Genomic DNA, 20,606 nt, shown 5'->3' with positions numbered 1-20,606 from the left:
TAACTATTTGTGTCCAACAAACAGTTTTATACGGTTTTGTCACAACTGACATCACAACTCACACTCTTTAGATCTAAATACAGGATAGCGGATGAAACGTCTCCGTCCCTTGGTAGTACAGGCTGCCAATTGGGAACCACCGGTTCCCCGCAAACACTTTTACGCCATGCTGATGCTGACGGCCATGACCCTGTCAGCAGTGGCATTATTGCCAGCTCCGGGTGACATCCTTGAGCGGCCGCTGCGTCTTGAGTTGCCCATTGATACCGCAGGTACGGCAACCAACGAAAACAACACCGACTTTAACGAAATCCCCGATCACGAACTGGTTGATCAGAGTGCGCCGGATGACGACATCCCGGTTGACACCACCCCCCAGTGGCAGGATTACAGGGTCCGCAACGGCGAAAACCTGACCGCCATTTTTAACAATCTCGGTCTCTCCACCACCACCCTCTACAAGGTGCTGGACGCGGACAACAAGAACTATCTGGCGCGCCTCAAGCCGGGCCAGAATATTGAGCTGCTGATCGATCAGGACAACATCCTGCAGCAACTCAAAATCCGCCTGAACATCAAGCAGACGCTGGTGATGGCGCGCAGCGACGATGCTTATACCGCCTCCATGATCAATGAGAAGGTTGAGTGGCAACCGCAGCGTTACAACGGCGTGATCAACGGCAGCTTCTATGTCAGTGCCCGTAATGCGGGGATTCCGGCCAACCATATCCAGAAAATTGCCAACCTGTTCCAGTGGCGAATGAATTTCGCCAAGGATCTGCAGAAGGGCGACAAGTTCAAAGTGCTGGTACGCCAGGAGACGGTGGAAGGCAAGAGCACTGGTAACAGCCAGCTGCTGGGTGTGGAAGTGACCAGCCAGGGCAAGACGGTGTCGGCCTGGCTCTCCGATGACGGCAACTATTACGACGGTCAGGGCAACAGTCTGGAGCGCGGATTCCGCCGCTACCCGACCCACAGCCGCTATCGGATCAGCTCCAACTTCAACCCGGCGCGCAAACATCCGGTAACCGGTATGGTGCGTCCTCACGAGGGCACCGACTTCGCAGTGCCGGTGGGCACGCCAGTGCTGGCGACTGGCGATGGTATCGTCCAGAAGGCAACCAGCCACCCGCTGGCGGGTACCTATATCGTCATCAAGCATGGCCGTACTCTCTCTACCCGTTATCTGCACCTGAGCAAGCTGCTGGTCAAAACCGGTCAGCGAGTGAAGATGGGCGACAAGATCGGCCTCTCCGGCAACACAGGTCGCTCGACCGGTGCTCACCTGCACTACGAGCTGCGGATCAACAACCGCCCGGTCAATGCCATGACCGCCAAGCTGCCGATGGCTGAACCGCTCAGCGGCAAGGAGCGTCGTCAGTTCCTTGCCAAGGTGAAGAGCTACCGCAAGGAGCTGGCAGCGGGTTGATTCCTGTCGTCACAGCCTGAAATGAAAGGCCCCGCCAGATTGGCGGGGCCTTTTTACATGCGCAGTGACGGTCAATAACCCTTGTCGAAGTCGATTTTGCCATCCAGTGGCTGGCCATCGATAAAGCGGATGTAGTTGCGCACAAAGATCTGGGCTACATCATCCGGGAAGCTGTAGGCGCTGTTGTGGGGGGTGACGATGAGGTTGGGTTGGCCCCACAATGGACTGTCGGCGGGCAGCGGCTCCTGCTCGAACACATCCAGCACTGCCATCGCCAGCTTGCCGGTACGCAGTGCGGTGAGCAAATCGCCCGAGTGCACGGCGCTGCCACGACCGACGTTGAACAGGATGGCGCCCGGTTTGCAGTGTTCGAAGCGGGCGGCATTGAACAGATGACGGGTATCGCGGGTGGCTGGCAGCACGCTGACAATGACATCGGCCTGCGCCAGCATCTTGTTGAGCGCAGGCAGTTGATAAACCTGATCAAACCCGGCCCGCTCCCGACCGCTGCGGCTGATACCCAGCACCTTCATGCCAAAATGTTTGCCGGTGTGGGCGATATGCTGGCCAATGCTGCCGGTCCCCAGGATCAGCATGGTGCGCCCCTTGAGACCCTGATAGGGGTGACTCTGCCACAGTCGCTGTTTCTGCTGCTCCCGATAAAGGGGGATTTGGCGCATCAGGCTGAGCAGATGACCAAAGACATACTCGCTCATCAGCGGGCCGAAGATGCCGCGCACATTGGTGAGTTGATAATCACGGCGACTGTCAGGGTCGAGCAGCACATCGACTCCCGCGTAGGTGGACTGGAACCAGCTCAGCTTGTTGGCTTTGGGCAGCAGCGGTTTGGCACGGGCCGGTTCGGCCATCAGAATATGGGCTTCGCCGATCAGCTTCTCGGCATCGCTCTGGTTATCGGCTCGCAGAATGCGCAGATGGGGGAGATTGGCGGCCTTGAGCAGCCGTTCGTAGTGAGCATTATCCTGGCTGAGCAAAAGAAGGGTACGTTGGCTCATACTCTTGTTCCTTATCAGAATTTGCGGCGCAACAAGATGCCGCTCTCGACCCATCTTACCTGACTTCATATCGCAACATAGCCGACCAGGGCGCTTTTTCGTTTTCGCCGCGCCCCTCGTGGGCTACAATCTGCCCCACATTTTGCAAAGGATCCGACTCCAGTGTTTGGTGACAAGTTTTATAAGCGACTGGCCGAGCTACAGCCTTGGCAACAGACCGTCTACACCCTGGCGCTGGCAGAGCGCATGTACCCCAACTATGCCCTGTTCTGTCAGGCCTCCGGTTTTGGCAATGCTGGCGCTTTCCGGCATGCGCTGGATCAGATGTGGGTCTACCTCACCGTCAAGGGATCCCGGGTCAATCTGGGTGCCATTCTCGAAGAGTTCGAGTCTCACATTCCGGATCCCCGCAAGTTTGAATCCTACGGTGCCTATCCCGCGCTGGATGCCTGTGTTGCGCTGGGCTGCGCCTATAACTCGGTGATCTGCCGGGTTGGCGAAGAGGCCAACGATGCCAGTCATGCGTCAGTCGGTACCGTGGCCGGTTTTATCGAACTGCTGGAAGAGCGGGATCTGACCGAAGAGGAGCTCTACGAGCACGAGTACATGGAAGCAGAGCTGGAGTTCCAGGTCGAGCTGCTCAAGCGGGTTGCCCATGAGCGCGACAGCGATCGTATTCTGGCCATCAGAGTATTCGCCTCTCAGGATGGCGTCTCCAATATCGGGATCAGCCTGGAAGAGTAATTCTCTGCGGCCCCTGATCGAAAAAAGCTCCCGTTCGGGAGCTTTTTTTATGCCTGAAATTGTTCAGCAGCTTATGCCTGCTCTTCGGTGAGGGGTCTGACGCTCAGCACCGGGGCTGCGTCGATTTCGTCTGCATTCATCATGGCGGAGATGCGTTGCAGGGAGGAGAGCAGCAGGGTCTGCTCCCAGGTTTCAAGGGATTGAAAGCGTTGGATAAAGCGCTCTTGCAGCGGGGTCGGGGCCTGAGCCAGCAGGGCACGGCCTGCATCAGTCAGTGTCGCGTGAACCTTGCGCTTGTCGGTATTGCTGCGAACGCGCTGCACCAGTTGGCGGCTCTCCAATCGGTCCATGATAGTGGTGGCGGTGGCCTGGCTCATGTTGGTGTGATCGGCCAGCTGGCGCATGGAGATCTGTCCCAGCTCGTCGATCCCTTTGAGCAGCAAGAGTTGCGGGGAGGTGAGCCCGGCTTCTTTGATCAAGCGCCTGGAGTGCATGTCGATGGCACGAATAATCTGGCGCAGGGCGACCAGCACTTCATCATGTTTTTCCATGGGGTGTGCGTCATTGGAAGGCTATGGAGAGGCGCAAAATTTTCCGCCTAATTCGTCACAAGGTCAATATGGTTTTTGATGTAATAATTTCTGCTCTAACTAATTTTGTGTTAGGTTGACGGGCATTTCACGGAATTCACCCTGACATTTGAGGAGCGAAATGATGAATGACGAGCTGGATATCAAGTCTCTGGTGGCCGAGTTACGTGTGGTCAGAGTGCGCTATGAACTGCCGGATACCTCGGCTTTTGTGCGCTATCAGCCTGCCTATGATGAAGACCCCAACAACCTCAAGGTACACCACTATGATGGTGAGTTACCCCTCTCTTGTAGTGAGACAGGTACTTTCAACCTAAAGGAGTTGGTGAATGAATTGCGCTACGCCTATGTGCTGGTGCACCTCTTTCCTGACGAAAGTGCCATGAACTTCTATCTGACCGGCCTCGATACCGGCCTGGCCCAGCTGGAGTTCATCGGTGGCTCTTACGACTTCAACCGCCTTTGGATCACCAGCGGTGTCTCCAATCTGGGTGTCCCCATGGCCATCTTCCTTGGCAAGCGTCACGCCGTGAACGGCCAGCCCTCGGTTTCGCTGGTGGATCACCGCGAACAGGCGGCGGGCAAACTGGTCTATCGCGCCATCGGCGGTGCCGGTGATCATGTGGGCGAAGACTTTTTCAACAACGACTAAGGAGGCTGGATGCGAGCAAGCAAAGGGCTATTGAAAGGCCTCAACCCCACCATGGCCATGACGGCCCTCACCGTGATCACCCTGTTTTTGCTGTTTGGCGTATTTGTTCCCGATACCGCGGCCGCCTGGTTTGTCGGTGCCAAGGATCAGATTATTGCCGGGTTCAAGTGGTACTACATTCTGGTGGTCGCCCTGTTCCTGTTCTTCGCTGTCTACCTGATGTTCAGCCGTTTTGGCAGCATCCGGCTGGGTGACGACGACCAGGTACCGGAGTTCGGCTACTTCGCCTGGTTCTCCATGCTCTTTAGCGCAGGCATGGGTATCGGTCTGGTGTTCTGGAGCATCGCCGAGCCGATGAACCATCTGCAGGGCAATCCGTTCATTACCGAAGGGATGACCCCGGAAGCGGCCCAGATCGCCATGCGCCTCACCTTTTTCCATTGGGGCCTGCACCCCTGGGCCATCTATGTGATCGTCGGCCTATCACTTGCCTTTTTCAGCTACCGGCGCAAGTTGCCGCTGGCGATCCGCTCTGTGCTTTACCCCATCCTTGGCGAGCGGATTTACGGTTTTTGGGGCCATGCGGCCGATGTGCTGGCGGTGTTCGGCACCGTGTTCGGGGTGGCGACTTCCCTTGGTCTGGGGGTCTCCCAGATGAATACCGGCCTTAACCAGATGTTTGGTATGGCGGTGTCGCAGTCCAACCAGCTCTGGCTGATTGGTGGCATCAGCCTGATCGCCACCCTGTCGGCGGTTTCCGGGGTAGGGCGAGGGGTGAAGATCCTCTCCGAGCTCAATATCTGGCTGAGTGTCTTCGTGCTCGCGCTCTTTCTGGTGCTGGGGCCGACCACCTATATCCTCAACGCTTATGTACAGAACATCGGTGATTACCTGCAGAACATCGTCAAACTGAGCTTCTGGACCAACACCGAGGCCAACGGCACCTCGGCCTGGCAGTCGAGCTGGACGGCGTTTTACTGGGGTTGGTGGATTGCCTGGGCGCCGTTTGTCGGCATGTTTATCGCCCGCATTTCCAAGGGGCGTACTATCCGCGAGTTTGTGCTCGGTGTGTTGCTGGTACCCTCGCTGCTCGGCATGTTCTGGCTCACCGTGTTTGGCGGCACGGCGATGAATCTGGAGCTGTTTGGTGGCGGCGGCGTGGTCGCTGCGGTCAATCAGGATGTGACGCTGGCGCTCTACAAGACGGTCGAGCTGCTGCACTGGGATACCTTCGGCTGGATTGCCAAAGCTGTGCTGACCCTGCTCATCTGCACCTACTTCATCACCTCCAGTGACTCGGGTACGCTGGTCATCACCACTCTGCTCTCCATCGGTGATCAGGAGCCGCCGGTACTGCACCGCGCCGTATGGGGTCTGGGGCAGGGGCTGGTTGCCGCTATCCTGCTGGTTTCCGGCGGCCTGGCAGCCTTGCAGGCGGCCAGCATCATAGCCGCGCTGCCCTTCTCGGTGATCATGTTGGCGATGTGCTATTCGCTGATGCTGGGGCTCAAGCAGGAGAGTCAGCGCCAGTTCGAGTATCGTCAGAACCTCAAGCGCCACGATGGCTCATCCCATATGAGCCTGATGGAGCGAATTGGTCCGGCATAACGGCACCAGCAGGGGCTAGCGTCCCCTCACATATCAATCTGGATGCAAAACGGCCGCCCTGGCGATGCTCTCCTTGCGGAGCTCATCATCAGGGCGGCCGTCTGTTATGGGGCCGAGGTTACTCCTCGATAAAGGTCCACTCATCCTTGATGCGGCTAATGGCATCGGTCCGCTTTTTGGCGAGCTGCTCCTTGATCTCTTCTCCCTTGTAACCGGCCGCCACTATATCTTTCACCGGCACCGCCTGGGCAGCAGCCAGCGCTTCTGCCACATAGTCCGGCTCGGCGTAGACCCGCACCTCGAAACCTGTGCGGCCGTGGAAGTCGGCGCGGCAGGCATCCAGCAGTTGGGCAAAGCGCTCGGGGCGACGCCAGGCATCAGCCTTGTCGAACACCTTGAGCAGGGTGGCGGGCTTGAGCTCAAAGGCGATATGGATGTGGGTGTGCAGATCGCTCACCAGCAGCGCCAGATCCCGGCACTCATTGGGTACCCGGAACCGCTCGCACAGAGCGCGAATAAGCGGCAGCCCTTTCTGGCCGTGACCGTGATGGCTTGGCCAGAACTCCTTGGGGGTTACTCCCTTGCCAAGGTCGTGGCAGAGGGCAGCAAAGCGGACGGTCAGCTCGGGGGAGATCCGGCACGCCTGCTCCAGCACCATCAGGGTGTGGATGCCGGTGTCGATCTCCGGGTGCCACTTGGCCGGGGCGGGGACGCCGAACAGAGCGTCGATTTCGGGGAAGAGTGCCTTAAGGGCGCCGCACTGGCGCAGCACCTCGATAAAGATCTGCGGGGTTGGCCCCAGCAGCACTTTTTCCAGCTCCTTCCAGACTCGCTCTGGCGTGAGGTGGGCCAGCTCGCCAGCGGCCGTCATCTCGCTCATCAGGGCGAGGGTCTCCGGCGCTATGGTAAAGCCCTGAGCGTGGAAGCGGGCGGCGAAGCGGGCGACCCGCAAGATGCGCAGCGGGTCTTCGGCAAAGGCAGGAGAGACGTGGCGCAGCAGCCGCTTTTCCAAATCCTCGATGCCACCGTAGGGATCGTGGAGCTGGCCCTGATCATCTTCGGCGATGGCGTTGATGGTGAGATCCCGGCGCAGCAGATCCTGCTCGAGCGTCACATCGGGGGCTGCGTGGCAGACAAAGCCGGTGTAGCCCTGACCCTGTTTGCGCTCGGTACGGGCGAGGGCATACTCCTGCTGGGTTTTGGGGTGAAGAAACACGGGAAAGTCGCGACCGACCTGGGTAAAACCCAGCGCCAGCATCTGTTCCACGGTGGCGCCGACCACCAGATGATCCCTGTCGCCCTGCGGCAATCCCAGCAGGCGATCCCGCACTGCGCCCCCAACCAGATAAGTCTGCAAACCGTCTCTCCCGTCACCAATCGTGGGGCCGAGTATATCGTCTTTGTTACCGCTTTGCTGCCTGACCACCACCTGGCCGCAGCGCCAGTCAGCGTGGCTTTGACTTGGGCGTGGCGAGGCCTTACGCTGCCGCACCAGACAGCTGGCGCTGTGCTGCGGGATGACTTTATGCCCACGCAGGCCAGATGAGCCGAAGGAACCGCAGAGTTCCCCATATATCAACGACATGAGAACAACGTGAATCAATCAACCTTCGCAAGCCGGGTTCTGGAGTGGTACGAGCTTCATGGCCGCAAAACCCTGCCCTGGCAGCAGGAGAAGACCCCTTACCGGGTCTGGGTCTCGGAGATCATGCTGCAGCAGACTCAGGTCGCGACCGTGATCCCCTACTACCAGCGTTTTATGGCGCGCTTTCCCGATGTGGTGGCGCTGGCCGATGCCCCCGTCGATGAGGTGCTGCACCACTGGACCGGGCTTGGCTACTACGCCCGGGCCCGCAACCTGCACAAGGCGGCTCAGCAGATCCGCGATCATCACCACGGTCTCTTTCCCGAGCGCTTTGACGAGGTGATGGCGCTGCCGGGCATTGGCCGCTCAACCGCCGGGGCCGTGCTGTCGCTCTCTCTGGGTCAGCCCCACGCCATCCTTGATGGCAATGTGAAGCGGGTACTCACCCGCTGGCTGGCGCTGCCGGGCTGGCCCGGCCAAAAACAGGTGGAGAACGAGCTGTGGGAGATCGCCATCCGGCTGACTCCCAAACTGGGCGTGGCGCAATACAATCAGGCGATGATGGATATCGGGGCGACGATCTGCACCCGCAGCAAGCCTGCCTGTGATCGCTGCCCGGTGCGGGCCGATTGCCAGGGGCTGTCGCAAGGCAAGCCTACCGCTTATCCCAACAGCAAGCCCAAGAAGAGCATTCCGGCTCGCGATGGCATCATGCTGCTGATCCGGCATGGTGATGAGCTGCTGCTGGAGAAGCGGCCGCCACAGGGGATCTGGGGCGGGCTTTACTGCTTCCCGCAGGTGGCTTCGCTGGCGGAGGTAGATGGTCTGTTGGCTTCCCTTGGCCTGAGCCATCACGGTTATCGTGAACTGGCCGGTTTTCGCCATACCTTCAGTCACTTCCATCTCGATATTCAGCCGCTGCTGATTGATATTGACGGGGCGCAACCGCTGCGGCTCATGGAAGCAGATAACCGACTCTGGTATAACTTACGCCATCCTGCCGAGGTGGGGCTGGCGGCCGCCACGGCCCGTCTGCTCGCCTATCCAGAGTTACAACCATAGAGGTCAACATGAGCCGTACTGTATTTTGCCAACGCCTGAAAAAAGAGGGCCCGGGTCTGGATTTCCAACTCTATCCCGGTGAGCTCGGCAAGCGGATTTTTGACAACATCAGCAAGGAAGCCTGGGCCGAGTGGCAGAAGAAGCAGGTGATGCTGATCAACGAGAAAAAGCTCAACATGATGAATCTTGAGCATCGCCAACTGCTGGAAAAAGAGATGGTCAGCTACCTGTTTGATGCAGGTGAAGTGCAGATCGAAGGTTACACCCCGCCTGCCCAGTAAGCTCTCCGGCTGTTGTACGTGTGAACAGGTGCGGTAATGGCGCCACACTGGCGTGACCGCTCCTGAAGTCGCAGCAAATGAATGATGGGCAGCTCTGCTGCCCGGTTTGAGGATCCTATGGGCCGAATTTTTTGGCTGCTGTGCACCCTGCTGTTTCTCTCTGCCTGCTCATCCTCCCCCAAGCCCAGCGGGAGTGAGGATGACGATCTGGTCAACGGCAAGGACATCCGCGGTTTTGAACACATGATCAGCGCGCTCTCCCATAACGTGAATGAGATATGGGGGCGGGAGGCGCTGTTTGCGGGCAAGTTTGACTACGTCAAATACACGGATCAGTACAAGAGCCGGGCCCACATCGACTTCTCCAGCGGTCACATCATGGTGGAGACGGTCTCGGGCATCGATCCCCGCGCTCACCTGCGTCGCGCCATCATCGAGACCCTGCTGACCCCGGACGATCCGGCGGAAGTGGATCTTTACTCCGACCGGGAAATTCTGACCGGCGGCGAGCCCTTCCTCTACGGTCAGGTGCTGGACAATCAGCGCCAGCCAATCCGCGCCTCCTGGCGCGCCGAGCGTTATGCCGATTACCTGCTCAACACGGCGATGAAGAAGCGCACTCTGGGGATTCGCACCATCTTCTTCGTCGATATTCCCATGGTGGCCAACCATGAAGATCGACGGGGCTACAAGTATGCGGGGATCATCCGGGAAGCGTCGCGCAAATACGGCGTGCCGGAGAGCCTGATCTATGCGGTGATCAAGACCGAGAGCAGCTTCAACCCCTATGCGGTGAGCCATGCCAACGCTTATGGCCTGATGCAGGTGATCCCGGCTACCGCCGGTCGTGACGTCTATGTTCGGGTCAAGGGCAAGAACGGCCAGCCGACCCGGGAGGAGCTGTTCAACCCGGCCTACAACATCGATGTTGGTACCGCCTATCTGCACCTGTTGCAGACCGTCTATCTGGCGGATATTCAGGATCCGCGCTCCCGTCGCTATGCGGTGATCTCAGCCTATAACGGTGGTGCGGGCGGGGTGCTCAATACCTTCTCCAGCGATCGCAAGGCGGCGCCGGGCCGGATCAACCGGCTCTCCCCCGAGGCGGTCTATCAGGTGTTGACCGAGCAGCATCCCAAAGAGGAGGCGCGCCGTTACCTCTACAAGGTCAATCAGGCCGAGAAGGGGTTCAAGAGAGCCTTTGCAAGTCGGGCCGGTTAAGCGGTGACGCTGGGTGAACCATGCAAAAGGGCGCTTGATATCAAGCGCCCTTTTAACGTCTGGCCAGTTCGGTCGTTGAAGTGGCCTTATTTGGCGATAAAGCCGCCCTTGGTCTGCGGGGCCGCGCCCACTTTCTCCAGGGTTTTGACTTCCACTTCGGTCTTGTTCCAGCTGTGGTCCACTTCACCACGGATACGGATCTGATCATCCGGGCCCACTTCGGTGCCACGCCACACATCCTGATCCACTTCGACCTCCACTTCACCGCTGGCGTCGCGGAACAGATAGTTCTCGCCGCCCAGGTGCTTGACCAGTTTCCCTTCCAGGGTGGCCCAGCTGTCATCGGCCAGATCTTTCAGCTGAGTAACGGAAACCTTGTTCTGCTCTTGTGGGCCGGTATAGGCCGCCATGGCGAAAGAGGATACGGACATCAGGGTCAACATTCCGATAATGGCTGCGCTTGCTTTGTTCATTTCATGCTCCTGTCGTTGGGATGGGGGCATTGTGCAGAGAGGGGCGTGAAACAAGCGTGAAAGAAATAGGCTGGTGTGATTGTCTGTTTTGTGAGCGCAAGCGATTTCATCGGTGGCGGAACATGTGTGATTTCATCTGGAACAGTAATCTGTCGCCTTCACCAGAAGTCAGTGGTAGCAGACTCTTCCCATGCCTGTAGCCACTCGAGGAGAAGTCCGCAGGTCTCACCTGCTTAATCGAAGAGCATAACAATATGAAAAAATGGCTTGTTTGTTTATTGGGGTTAATGGCATTGACCGCGCAAGCGGCAGAGGGACGCCAACCTTTTTCCCGGGTTGTGATGTTTGGTGACAGCCTCTCCGACACCGGCAAGATGTACAAGAAGATGAGGGGGTATCTCCCCTCCAGCCCACCTTACTTCAACGGGCGCTTCAGCAACGGCCCGGTGTGGCTGGAGCAGTTGGATGACGAGCGTTTTCCCGGTCTGGTCGTGGCCAACGAGGCGGAAGGCGGTGCGACCGCGGTGGCCTATAACCATCTGGGTGCCCTGAACGGCTGGCTCGGTTTCTGGTCCTGGGATCCCAAATATCAGGTGATCAATAACCTCGATTACGAGATCGACCAGTTCCTGAAAAAGGACAAGTTCCGTCCCGATGATCTGGTGGTGATCTGGGTCGGTGCCAACGACTATCTGGCCTATGGCTGGAACACCGAGCGGGATGCGGATCGGGTGATCGATACCATCCGGCTGGCATCCAACCGGTTGGTACTCAACGGCGCGCAGCAGATCCTGCTGTTCAACATTCCTGATCTGGGGCAGACCCCGTCAGCCCGCAGCATGAAGGTGGTGGAGAAGGTGCGCCATGTGGCCAGTTACCACAACCAGAAGTTGCAGAACCTCACTCGCGAGCTGGCTCCCCTCGGCATCGTGAAGCTGTTCGAAGTGGACAAGCAGTTTGACGAGATGATGCGCGATCCTCAGCAGTTTGGTCTGAGTGACACAGAACACGCCTGCTACGGTGGCGGCTATACGTGGAAGCCGTTCTCCGGCAGCGCTGCCGAGATGGCTGCGACCCCGGCTTTAAGTTTCTCCGAAAGAGTGGCTATTGCCGGTAACCCGATCCTGGCGCAGGCGGTGGTGAGCGGGCAGGCAAAAGGGCGAGCAGCGACTCTCAACTGCGATGAGCATATGTTCTGGGATCAGGTGCATCCGACCAAGACGGTGCACAAGGTACTGAGCCAGCGTGTTGCTGACTTTATCGATCAGCACTACGAGTTTGTTCGTCACTGATATCTCTTCGGGCCAGCATGTTGCTGGCCCTTTTTCTCCTATCTATCCTCATCTGTGCGTCTTTTTGCGTCACATTCAGTTCAAATAACAAACGTTTGTTGCTGTTTTTGTAACGTGGTTGCGTTAGAGTGTTTTTTGTTAATTGATATCAGTGACTTGAAAATAGGCTAACGTTGATATGCTGCGATCGCTTTTGGGTGGTTGCACCTATAAGACGAGGTGATATCAATCAACCTCCTCCTACATAAAGTTGCAGAGGCTCAAACATGAAAAAATCATTGATTACCTTGCTGGTTACCGGCTTGCTGGCGGCCAATGCCCAGGCTGCCGGTCAGGACAACACCTGGTATGGCGGTGCCAAACTGGGTTGGTCCAACTTCTACGGCATTGATGAAAGCAATGCCCTGACCCTTGGCAATGAGACCAACGATGCCTTGGGTGCAGGCGTGTTTGGCGGTTATCAGATCAACCAGAATCTGGGACTGGAGCTGGGTTACGACTATCTGGGCAATTACAAATACGATGCCACTACGGCGGCAGGCGCTTTCAGTGATGAAGTAAAAGCACAGCTGGCTCAACTGACCCTGAAACTGGGTTTCCCGGTTACCGATAATCTGGATCTGTATGGTCGTGTCGGTGGCGGTTATGGCTGGGCTGATACCAAGAGCGATGTCTACAAAGATGACAGCCGCTTTGTCATGGTCGGTGCACTGGGTGCCGAGTATGCGTTCAATCTCGACTGGGCCGCTCGCCTGGAGTACCAGTACACCACCCCGTATGGCAGCCGCGATGATACCGGTCTGAGAATGGATAATGGCCTGCTCTCACTGGCAGCGGTTTATCGCTTTGGTCAGGTTGCCCCTGTGGCGCCCGCCCCGGCTCCGGAACCTGCTCCTGCACCTGTGATGGTTGAGAAGCAGTTCACCCTGAGCTCCGATGTGCTGTTTGACTTCAACAAGGCGACCCTCAAGCCAGAGGCCAGTCAGGCACTGGATAGCCTCTATAGCCAGATTGAAGAAGCACGACCCAAGGATGGTGTAGCAACCGTAATTGGTCACACCGACCGTATCGGTTCCGATGCCTACAACCAGAAGCTCTCCGAGCAGCGTGCCCAGACCGTTGCCAACTATCTGGTTGGTAAAGGGATCCCGGCCGCCAAGATCAATGTGGAAGGGCGTGGTAAATCCTCACCGGTTACCGGCGACAGCTGCGTCAGCAAGTCCAAGCGTGAGCTGATCGTCTGCCTGGCTCCGGATCGCCGTGTTGATGTGAAAGTCGAAGGTGTTAGCGAGGTGCAGGAGTAATCCTTCACACTGAGCAGAGTTCCACTGGGGCTGGAATGAACAGCCCCTGTTGGAGCAAGAGAGACCAAAAAGCCAGTCAGTTGATCTGACTGGCTTTTTACATGGGCATTGCGGTCGGACAAGGGACTAAATCAGGAAGGGAGCGGCATCACCCGGTTGCGCCCCAGCTCCTTGGCCTTGTAGAGCAGCTTGTCGGTACGTTCGACCAGACAGTCTGCACTCTCCTGACCGTTGAACTCACCCACGCCAAACGAGGCTGTGATGTGGTCGATGCGGCGGCCCGATTTGCGATCCAGAATCGACATCCGCTCGATGGCGCGGCGCATGCTCTCCGCCATCTGTCTGGCCAACGCCAGCGAGCGATGGGGGACCAGCATAGCGAACTCCTCCCCACCCAGCCGATAGGCGGTGACCCCCTCCTTGCAGGCGTCGCGCAGCCGTTTGCTGAAGGCGCGTAGTACCTGATCGCCGAGTAGGTGCCCATATTCGTCGTTGAAGTTCTTGAAGCGGTCGATGTCGGCAAGGATCAGCGAGAAGGGCTGCTGGCTGCGGATCAGGCTCTCCAGTTCAAGGTCAAAGGCGCGCCGGTTGAGCAGGCTGGTGAGGGCATCCTCGTTGGCCAGTTTGCGGGTCTCGTTGAGCGCCGCCCGCAGCTCCTTGATCTCTTTCTCCGCATTGCTGAGCTGGTTGCGAAAGTGCATGGTCGACATGCGTACATCCCGCGACTCGCGCACCAGATCGCGCAGGATACCCATGGTGTCTTCCAGACTGAAGCCCTCGTCGTCGATACGGCTCAGCTTGTCAAAACTCTTGTCGAGCATCTCCTGAAACATGCCGGTATCCGAGATGGCGTCCTGCATGGAGTGGCCGAGCTCGTTGGCCATGGCGGCGAGGCTCAGTTTCATCGCCTCCATCTGCTTCTCGTCCTGAGCGGCCAGATACTGGTGATAGAGCCGCTCGCAGGTCGTGAGCGAGCAGGTTCCCTGCATTTTGACTGCCTGATCAATCGCCTGGTTGAGCTCGGGCATGCTGGCCGAGACATAGTTGTACCACAGGTGGTAATTGTCCGGCGTTGTGGGGATCTGGTACTTGATCATCAGGGGGACTGCCTGCTTGAGATAGGCGGCAGATTGGGCAAATGTGTCCTTACTCATGAGTTCTGTGTCTCATCATGCCAGCGAACTGAAGATAGTATGACAGAGAGATTGGCCAAAAGGCAGCCGATGGATGCCATTCGCCCCCCCCTCCGATATAATGGCACCGTTACCACCTACCCTAAGGCCTGCTTATGTCTCAAAAAGATCCTTTCCTCGAACGCGAGGCCGAAAAATACGATAACCCCATCGCCAGTCGCGAGTTGATCCTGGAACTCATCAAGGGCCATGAAAAGCCCATGTCCCGTGAAGAGTTGGCCAAGGTCCTCAAGCTGAAAGATGAAGAGCCGTTGGAAGCCTTGCGTCGTCGTCTGCGCGCCATGGAGCGTGATGGACAACTGGTATTCACTCGCAACCAATGTTATGCCCTGCCGGATCGCCTGAATCTGGTCAAAGGTTATGTAATCGGCCACAAGGATGGCTTCGGTTTTCTGCGTCCGGAAGGTGGTGGTCCGGATCTGTATCTGAACAACCGAGAGATGCAACGCCTGATGCATGGCGATTACGTGCTGGTGCAGCCGACCGAGATCGACCGCAAGGGTCGTCAGGAAGCGCGTCTGGTGCGCCTGCTCAAGTCCCGTGAGGCAGACATTGTCGGCCGTTACTTCGTCGAGAATGGCGTTGGTTTCGTGGTGCCGGATGACAGCCGTATCGGCCAGGACATCATCATCCCGGAAGGGGAAAACAAAGGGGCTCGCCAGAGCCAGGTCGTGGTTGTGCGCATTAACCAGCGCGCCACCTCCCGCATCAATGCCGTCGGCACCGTCCTGGAAGTGCTGGGCGAGAACATGGCGCCGGGCATGGAGATCGAAATTGCCCTGCGTACCCACGGTATCCCGCACACCTGGCCGGAAGAGGTGACCAAAGAGGTTGCCGGTCTCGGCGAGCAGGTGCCTGAGAAAGCCAAAGAGGGCCGCATCGACCTGCGCGCCCTGCCGCTGGTGACCATCGACGGGGAAGATGCCCGTGACTTTGATGACGCCGTCTTCTGTGAAGCCAAGCGTGGTGGCGGCTGGCGTCTGTGGGTTGCCATTGCGGATGTCTCCGCTTACGTGAAGCCCGGCACGGCGCTGGATGCCGAAGCGTATCAGCGTGGCAACTCCGTCTACTTCCCCGAGTTCGTGGTGCCCATGCTGCCGGAGGTGCTCTCCAACGGCTTGTGTTCCCTGAACCCGCAAGTAGACCGCCTCTGCATGGTGTGCGAGATGACCATCTCCGCCGCTGGTCGCATGTCCGGCTACAAGTTCTACGAAGCGGTAATGAACTCTCACGCCCGTCTGACCTACACCAAGGTTGCCGCGATCCTCGATGGCGATCCCAAGCTGCGCCAGCAGTATGACCCGCTGGTGGGCCATATTGAGGAGCTCAACAACCTCTACAAGGCGCTCAAGCATGCCCGTCACCAGCGCGGTGCGGTGGAGTTCGAGAGCGAGGAGACCCGCTTCATCTTCAACGCCCAGCGCAAGATCGACCGCATCGTGCCGCTGGTGCGTAACGACGCCCACAAGATCATCGAAGAGTGCATGATCCAGGCGAACGTGGCTGCTGCTCGTTATATCGAGAAGAACGAAGCCGCCGCCCTGTTCCGGGTCCACGACCGTCCGGGCGAAGAGCGTCTGACCGGTTTCCGCGATTTCCTGGCCGAACTGGGTCTGGAGCTCAAAGGCGGTCTCGAGCCCGAGCCGAAAGACTTTGCCGAGCTGGCAGCCAAGTTTGAAGGGCGCCCGGATGCGGAGCTGCTCTCCACCATGTTGCTGCGCTCCATGCGTCAGGCCATCTATCAGGCCGACAACATCGGTCACTTCGGTCTGGCGTTGAAGTCCTACGCGCACTTCACCTCGCCAATCCGTCGCTATCCCGACCTCATCCTGCACCGGGCGATCAAGTACCAGACTGCCAAGGAGCAGCAGGGCAATCTGCGCCACAAGTGGACCCCGAGCGGTGGTTATCACTACCAGCTGGAAGAAGTAGACCCGATGGGCGAGCACTGTTCCATGACTGAGCGCCGTGCCGACGATGCGACCCGCGACGTGGCCGACTGGCTCAAGTGCGAGTACATGCTGGATCACGTGGGTGACGAGTTTGACGGCGTTATCGCCAGCGTCACCGGCTTTGGCTTCTTCGTGCGTCTGGCGGAGATCCACATCGATGGTCTGGTGCACGTCAGCACCCTCACCAACGACTACTACCAGTTTGATCCCCTGCACATGCAGCTGATTGGCGAGAACTTCCGCCGTCGCTACCGTCTGGGCGACAAGGTGCGGGTCAAGGTGATGGGCGTGAACCTGGACGATCGCAAGATCGACTTCGTGATGGTGGAAGAGCCGCTCAAGGCCACCGGCAAGAACGCCAAAGAGATGGCGCGCAAACAGGCCGAGATCAAGAAAGAGAAGGCCAAGAGCGCCCAGCGCCACGAAAAACGTAAAGAGGGCAAGGATCACGGCAAATCCGACAAGGGTGGCCGTGCCAAACCGAGCAACAGACGACCGGGCAAAAAAGCTCGCGATAAGGTGAAGGCCAAAGGGTAAGCCCTCGGCCTATGGCTTGGGTCTGGCGACCCGGGCTGAGGTCGTAAGGGGCTGATGGCCCCCAGGTATCTGCGCCAGCGCCCGGGTTATCACTACAAAAGCCTGCGACGCTTGAGATGAAAAAAATCCGAACCCGGTTACCGGGGGTCGGATTTTTTTATGGTCAGCGAAAAGAGAGGACTCATATTCTGGGCTTAGCTCGGCCAAGATTCGTGCATATGGCTAGGCTGTGTTCTTAAAGTGATGAATATATAATCTCTTATCTTCTCAATAGCTTAAGATACTATGCAGTGTCCCGTCGTTACCAGTTGACCGATGAAAAATGGGGACTTATCGAGCCCCTTCCTCTATGTCGCCGCATAAGAGGACTCCCTACTCGTGAGCCACGCCAAGTGCTTGATGGCATTCTCTGGATACTTCACACCGGCGCACCCTGGCGAGATCTACCAGAACGTTTCGGCCCATGGCGTTCGGTCTACAACACCTTTCGACGTTGGCTGAGTACAGGTCATATCGATGCCATCCTTGCTGCGCTGCAACTGCATCTCAATCTCAATCTCAATGAAGAAGGGCTTATCGACTTTGACCTGTGGTGCATTGACGGCTCCAATGTCAGGGCATCAAAAGATGCTGCCGGAGCGCCTAAAAAAGCACTCCGGTAAATCAAGCTCTTGGTCGCTCTCGTGGTGGTTTTGGCAGCAAAATTCACTTGGTCACTGATGGTAATGGTTTACCGCTGTTTCGATGGGGCAATCAGCAGAAATCAGATATGCGATAAGTGCGTTGGTCATGGCAAGGATCCCGACTTCATCAGGCCTTTATCGCACTCGGCCAACTTATCTTGCCGCAGATAAGGCCTATAGCAGCAGGGCTCTGCGGGCTGAACTCCTGCGTAGAAAGATAAAAGTGGTTATCCCGCAACGCAGCGACCAGCAACGGCACCATAAGGGACGTCCACTGGAGTTAGACAAAGCTCGTTATCGTAGGAGAAATGTGGTCGAACGGTGCTTCGGATGGCTGAAGAAGTTTCGCCGATCCTCAACGCGGTATGAAAAGCTGACGGGAAGTTTTGCTGCTTTTATCAAGCTGGCTTTCTGCCTTCGTTACTTACGGGAACTATTGGTGGACAGAAAACCAGCATTTTGAGAACACAGCCGAGGGACATAATTCTTGCGCTATTGCCAATGTATTGGCCGCTATGAGGCGCTCAGAGAGGTGGGTGTCCTATTTCTGTAATAATTTTTTAAATAACATCCTCTAGACTTACTCTTTTAAAAACATCCAACTTTCCTCCACGAGTAGCATTAAATATTTCAATTCCTCTCACCTCTAAGTGAGACTTAAGCAACATGAATTGTTTTGTTATATTTTCAATTCTTGGTTCTGCCCATATGTCACCAGCTTTTCGATAATTTTCATGAAAATGATTTTGCTCTCCCTCACTAATCTTATATAGATTATCTTTGGTTTTTGGGGGGAACTTATAGTTATGATCAAAACCGAGAAGAAAAACTCTTTTTGCGCCAATAAATACTGCTAACTGAACCATTGCATACACAACACTTTCGCCTTTAAAAAAGCCAACAATAGGATTTTCTTCAAAGCCCACTTCATCAAAAGGCACATTGCTTTTATTTGTGTTGTAGTATGTGATATCACGATTAAAACGTGTATATCTTAAACAGTCGCCAGGGGCATAAACATTTTTCAATGAGTATTTTTTAAAATCATGCAGGTACTCAAATATATCTAGAGGATCCTCTACCAGATAATGTTCTGGTCGCCAAGTGGTCTCATCAAAACATAGAAATATTTTATTACATGCAATTGTAGTTTTCCCACGTATTAGTTCAAGATCAGAGACTTTCAGGCTAGGGCCATTACCAATTATAAAAACATCTTTATTTGCTAAGTGCTGTTCTTCCATTTTTTTCAACGAACTATTCATTGATAGCTTTCTATATATCTTACTTTTATAAAAAATATTTAAACTCGCCCTCGATAACAAGCTTGTCAATGCAGCCTTGAAATTATTTATTTTAAAGAGATTGAAACCTTCTTCTTTGCTATAAAAAACAAACTCTCCACCTAAAAAAAACACCATAGTCACTTGGCAATGACTCAACTTAGGATAAATTTCATCTTTGTAGTTTGGGCTATACAGATATACATGTGAACCTACTGGTAGGTTATCATATTTGATTATGTTCCCCCCCTCTTTAAAGTCATCAGCATAACCATCTATCTTACATCCTTGCCTTTGCAACTCTATATACAAAAATTGTGCAATGTCATTATATGGTGCGATGTATACTCTGCCTGAACTCATTGCCCCTCCTCAATAATTTATAATGCGCTTAGTTTTTTGCGCCACCATTGGTACTGTGTGAAAAAACTGTACACGGTCAGTCTTGGAAAGCGTCGCCTAATCACGCCTACGTGAACATATCAGGAATGAAAATGATGCTCTACTTGTACAGATCTAGTTATCACCTGACACCGGCCTCAAACCGGTGTCTTGTTTACGCTACTTTAGTGCGCACTTCCTTCGCTATCAATTTCAGACCCTTTTTGAACATGCTGTAAGGGGTCTGCCCCTCCATCATCCTGCCCTGATGTGGCCGCTGGGTGTTGTAGTGCTCCAGGTAGCTATCCAAGTCTGTCTGCATCTGCTCTACCGACTCATACTAGGTCGTCCTCCCCTTGATACGGAAGTGTTCATCCAGCAAGGTTCGATGCAGCCGCTCGATAAAGCCGTTGCTCTGCGGCCTGCGCACCTTGGGGGTTCGGTGCTCAATCCCCTCCAGTTACAGGAACAGCTCGTAGGGATGGTGGTCAGGGCGCCCACAGAACTCGCGCCCGTTATCCGACAGGATGGTATAGACCCGTGCCTCGTGGGTTTCAAAGAATGGCAGCACCGTTTCGTTAAGCACATGGACCGAGGTGATGGGCAGTTTGCTGGTGTAGAGCCGCCCCTAGGCGTGGCGGCTATAGCAGTCCAGCACGGTTTGCAGATACACCTTACCGACCCCTTGAGCGCGCCGACGAAGAAGGTGTCGACCGCCACCAGTTCCCCGGTGTAGTGGACCTCAATCTGACGTTCGCGAAACTCGGGGCTGAAGCGCTCTAACAGGCGAATTTGCTCGTCATTGAGCTCAATGGTCTGCTCCCGTTGGATTGTCTCAAGGCGCAACAAGCGGTCGTGTTTGGAGAGCAAGTCGTGACGTTGCCACACGCCACACACGCCGCTGGCACTGACGTTGATACCTTGCAGAGGCAGTTCTTGCGCAACCCGCAGCGGGCCGTGAGTAGGCCTGGTGAGGGAATAATCGAGGATGGCCTGCTCAATCTCGGGCGCAACCCGTTTGAGGAGCCCCTTTACAGCCGGGCAATTTGTCGAGCAATCCCTCGGCGCCATAGGTCTGGTAATTACGGCGAATTTCGTAGAACTGCTGACGGCTGTAGCCGATGAGCTTGCAGGCTTTGCTGACATTATTGAGTTCTTTGGCAAGCTCTAGCAGGCTGAGTTTGCGACGTGCTACTTTCTCGTTGGTGGTCATACGGTGACTCCGGATAACACGGTAGGGGTACCGTTTTGTTATCCGGTTTGAAGCCGTATGACCACTCCCTTTTGTGGGCAACTGTCAGGTGAATACCATCTCCATAC

At 56.2% G+C, this 20,606-nt stretch carries 16 protein-coding genes and 2 pseudogenes; 11 read left to right on the top strand and 7 right to left on the bottom strand.

The genetic code is table 11. The annotated features are described in order from the left end of the window. The first annotated feature begins 91 nt into the window (after positions 1-91). On the top strand, positions 92-1,429 hold the full coding sequence (gene mepM / locus AB5Y83_RS08510) for a murein DD-endopeptidase MepM (protein ID WP_005354854.1): 1,338 nt from the start codon (positions 92-94) through the stop codon (positions 1,427-1,429). Between the two features lie 71 nt (positions 1,430-1,500). On the opposite strand, the gene AB5Y83_RS08505 is transcribed toward mepM, so the two are convergent. Beyond that, on the bottom strand, positions 1,501-2,445 hold the full coding sequence (locus AB5Y83_RS08505; RefSeq protein WP_005363043.1) for a D-2-hydroxyacid dehydrogenase: 945 nt from the start codon (positions 2,443-2,445) through the stop codon (positions 1,501-1,503). A 162-nt stretch (positions 2,446-2,607) separates the two neighbouring features. Between AB5Y83_RS08505 and AB5Y83_RS08500 the strand changes: the two genes are divergently transcribed. Next, on the top strand, positions 2,608-3,189 hold the full coding sequence (locus tag AB5Y83_RS08500; protein WP_005335839.1) for a YjaG family protein: 582 nt from the start codon (positions 2,608-2,610) through the stop codon (positions 3,187-3,189). Positions 3,190-3,260: 71 nt separating this feature from the next. On the opposite strand, the gene AB5Y83_RS08495 is transcribed toward AB5Y83_RS08500, so the two are convergent. Then, positions 3,261-3,740 carry a MarR family winged helix-turn-helix transcriptional regulator gene (locus AB5Y83_RS08495; RefSeq protein WP_047434495.1) on the bottom strand — a complete coding sequence of 160 codons (480 nt, stop codon included), beginning with the start codon at positions 3,738-3,740 and terminating at the stop codon, positions 3,261-3,263. A 163-nt stretch (positions 3,741-3,903) separates the two neighbouring features. Between AB5Y83_RS08495 and AB5Y83_RS08490 the strand changes: the two genes are divergently transcribed. Together AB5Y83_RS08490 and AB5Y83_RS08485 are read left to right on the top strand one after the other, a co-directional pair. Beyond that, positions 3,904-4,431, top strand: a complete 528-nt coding sequence (locus AB5Y83_RS08490; protein WP_069526903.1) for a hypothetical protein — start codon at positions 3,904-3,906, stop codon at positions 4,429-4,431. 9 nt (positions 4,432-4,440) lie between these two features. After that, complete coding sequence (locus tag AB5Y83_RS08485; RefSeq protein ID WP_005335834.1) at positions 4,441-6,039, top strand: BCCT family transporter; 1,599 nt, start codon at positions 4,441-4,443, stop codon at positions 6,037-6,039. 118 nt (positions 6,040-6,157) lie between these two features. On the opposite strand, the gene AB5Y83_RS08480 is transcribed toward AB5Y83_RS08485, so the two are convergent. Next, positions 6,158-7,396, bottom strand: a complete 1,239-nt coding sequence (locus tag AB5Y83_RS08480; RefSeq protein WP_368175008.1) for a multifunctional CCA addition/repair protein — start codon at positions 7,394-7,396, stop codon at positions 6,158-6,160. Between the two features lie 237 nt (positions 7,397-7,633). Here AB5Y83_RS08480 and mutY point away from each other — a divergent pair, with 237 nt between their 5' ends. The 3 genes from mutY (at position 7,634) to mltC (ending at position 10,188) form a co-directional block, all read left to right on the top strand. After that, positions 7,634-8,686 (top strand): A/G-specific adenine glycosylase, encoded by a 1,053-nt coding sequence (gene mutY, locus AB5Y83_RS08475; RefSeq protein ID WP_368175007.1) that lies wholly within the window; start codon positions 7,634-7,636, stop codon positions 8,684-8,686. Between the two features lie 8 nt (positions 8,687-8,694). Further along, positions 8,695-8,967, top strand: coding sequence for an oxidative damage protection protein (locus AB5Y83_RS08470; protein ID WP_005335828.1), 273 nt, complete (start codon positions 8,695-8,697; stop codon positions 8,965-8,967). Between the two features lie 117 nt (positions 8,968-9,084). After that, positions 9,085-10,188: a membrane-bound lytic murein transglycosylase MltC gene (mltC, locus tag AB5Y83_RS08465; RefSeq protein ID WP_005354839.1), complete on the top strand. Its 1,104-nt coding sequence runs from the start codon at positions 9,085-9,087 to the stop codon at positions 10,186-10,188. An 86-nt stretch (positions 10,189-10,274) separates the two neighbouring features. Here mltC and AB5Y83_RS08460 read toward each other — a convergent pair whose 3' ends face one another. Then, positions 10,275-10,661: a YgiW/YdeI family stress tolerance OB fold protein gene (locus AB5Y83_RS08460; protein ID WP_139433788.1), complete on the bottom strand. Its 387-nt coding sequence runs from the start codon at positions 10,659-10,661 to the stop codon at positions 10,275-10,277. Between the two features lie 254 nt (positions 10,662-10,915). On the opposite strand from AB5Y83_RS08460, the gene AB5Y83_RS08455 reads away from it, so the two are divergent. Together AB5Y83_RS08455 and ompA are read left to right on the top strand one after the other, a co-directional pair. Continuing rightward, the gene (locus AB5Y83_RS08455; protein WP_368175006.1) at positions 10,916-11,953 is read left to right on the top strand and encodes an SGNH/GDSL hydrolase family protein; all 1,038 of its coding nucleotides are present in this window, start codon (positions 10,916-10,918) and stop codon (positions 11,951-11,953) included. Positions 11,954-12,219: 266 nt separating this feature from the next. Beyond that, positions 12,220-13,257, top strand: a complete 1,038-nt coding sequence (gene ompA / locus AB5Y83_RS08450; RefSeq protein WP_005363030.1) for a porin OmpA — start codon at positions 12,220-12,222, stop codon at positions 13,255-13,257. A gap of 131 nt (positions 13,258-13,388) precedes the next feature. Here ompA and AB5Y83_RS08445 read toward each other — a convergent pair whose 3' ends face one another. Beyond that, the gene (locus tag AB5Y83_RS08445; RefSeq protein WP_368175005.1) at positions 13,389-14,411 is read right to left on the bottom strand and encodes a GGDEF domain-containing protein; all 1,023 of its coding nucleotides are present in this window, start codon (positions 14,409-14,411) and stop codon (positions 13,389-13,391) included. A gap of 134 nt (positions 14,412-14,545) precedes the next feature. Here AB5Y83_RS08445 and rnr point away from each other — a divergent pair, with 134 nt between their 5' ends. Continuing rightward, on the top strand, positions 14,546-16,939 hold the full coding sequence (gene rnr / locus AB5Y83_RS08440) for a ribonuclease R (RefSeq protein WP_069554630.1): 2,394 nt from the start codon (positions 14,546-14,548) through the stop codon (positions 16,937-16,939). A gap of 290 nt (positions 16,940-17,229) precedes the next feature. Beyond that, positions 17,230-18,085, top strand: a pseudogene (locus AB5Y83_RS08435) (IS5 family transposase). Positions 18,086-18,182: 97 nt separating this feature from the next. On the opposite strand, the gene AB5Y83_RS08430 reads toward AB5Y83_RS08435, so the two are convergent. After that, positions 18,183-19,268 (bottom strand): 6-hydroxymethylpterin diphosphokinase MptE-like protein, encoded by a 1,086-nt coding sequence (locus AB5Y83_RS08430; protein WP_021231728.1) that lies wholly within the window; start codon positions 19,266-19,268, stop codon positions 18,183-18,185. 193 nt (positions 19,269-19,461) lie between these two features. Further along, positions 19,462-20,499: pseudogene (locus tag AB5Y83_RS08425) on the bottom strand (IS481 family transposase). Positions 20,500-20,606: the final 107 nt, after the last annotated feature.

The organism is Aeromonas sp. R5-4 (genome assembly GCF_040908215.1).
GTDB lineage: Bacteria > Pseudomonadota > Gammaproteobacteria > Enterobacterales > Aeromonadaceae > Aeromonas > Aeromonas veronii.
The sequence above is the reverse complement of the archived record's forward strand: the minus strand, read 5'-3'. Positions and strand labels throughout refer to the sequence as shown.

Coding starts and splice junctions, on each gene's coding strand:
- AB5Y83_RS08455 (WP_368175006.1), top strand. CDS start 10,916: ATGAAAAAATGGCTTGTTTGTTTATTGGGGTTAATGGCATTGACCGCG.
- mltC (WP_005354839.1), top strand. CDS start 9,085: ATGGGCCGAATTTTTTGGCTGCTGTGCACCCTGCTGTTTCTCTCTGCC.
- AB5Y83_RS08490 (WP_069526903.1), top strand. CDS start 3,904: ATGAATGACGAGCTGGATATCAAGTCTCTGGTGGCCGAGTTACGTGTG.
- AB5Y83_RS08445 (WP_368175005.1), bottom strand. CDS start 14,411: ATGAGTAAGGACACATTTGCCCAATCTGCCGCCTATCTCAAGCAGGCA.
- AB5Y83_RS08485 (WP_005335834.1), top strand. CDS start 4,441: ATGCGAGCAAGCAAAGGGCTATTGAAAGGCCTCAACCCCACCATGGCC.
- ompA (WP_005363030.1), top strand. CDS start 12,220: ATGAAAAAATCATTGATTACCTTGCTGGTTACCGGCTTGCTGGCGGCC.
- AB5Y83_RS08470 (WP_005335828.1), top strand. CDS start 8,695: ATGAGCCGTACTGTATTTTGCCAACGCCTGAAAAAAGAGGGCCCGGGT.
- AB5Y83_RS08495 (WP_047434495.1), bottom strand. CDS start 3,740: ATGGAAAAACATGATGAAGTGCTGGTCGCCCTGCGCCAGATTATTCGT.
- mepM (WP_005354854.1), top strand. CDS start 92: ATGAAACGTCTCCGTCCCTTGGTAGTACAGGCTGCCAATTGGGAACCA.
- AB5Y83_RS08460 (WP_139433788.1), bottom strand. CDS start 10,661: ATGAACAAAGCAAGCGCAGCCATTATCGGAATGTTGACCCTGATGTCC.
- AB5Y83_RS08505 (WP_005363043.1), bottom strand. CDS start 2,445: ATGAGCCAACGTACCCTTCTTTTGCTCAGCCAGGATAATGCTCACTAC.
- AB5Y83_RS08430 (WP_021231728.1), bottom strand. CDS start 19,268: ATGAGTTCAGGCAGAGTATACATCGCACCATATAATGACATTGCACAA.
- rnr (WP_069554630.1), top strand. CDS start 14,546: ATGTCTCAAAAAGATCCTTTCCTCGAACGCGAGGCCGAAAAATACGAT.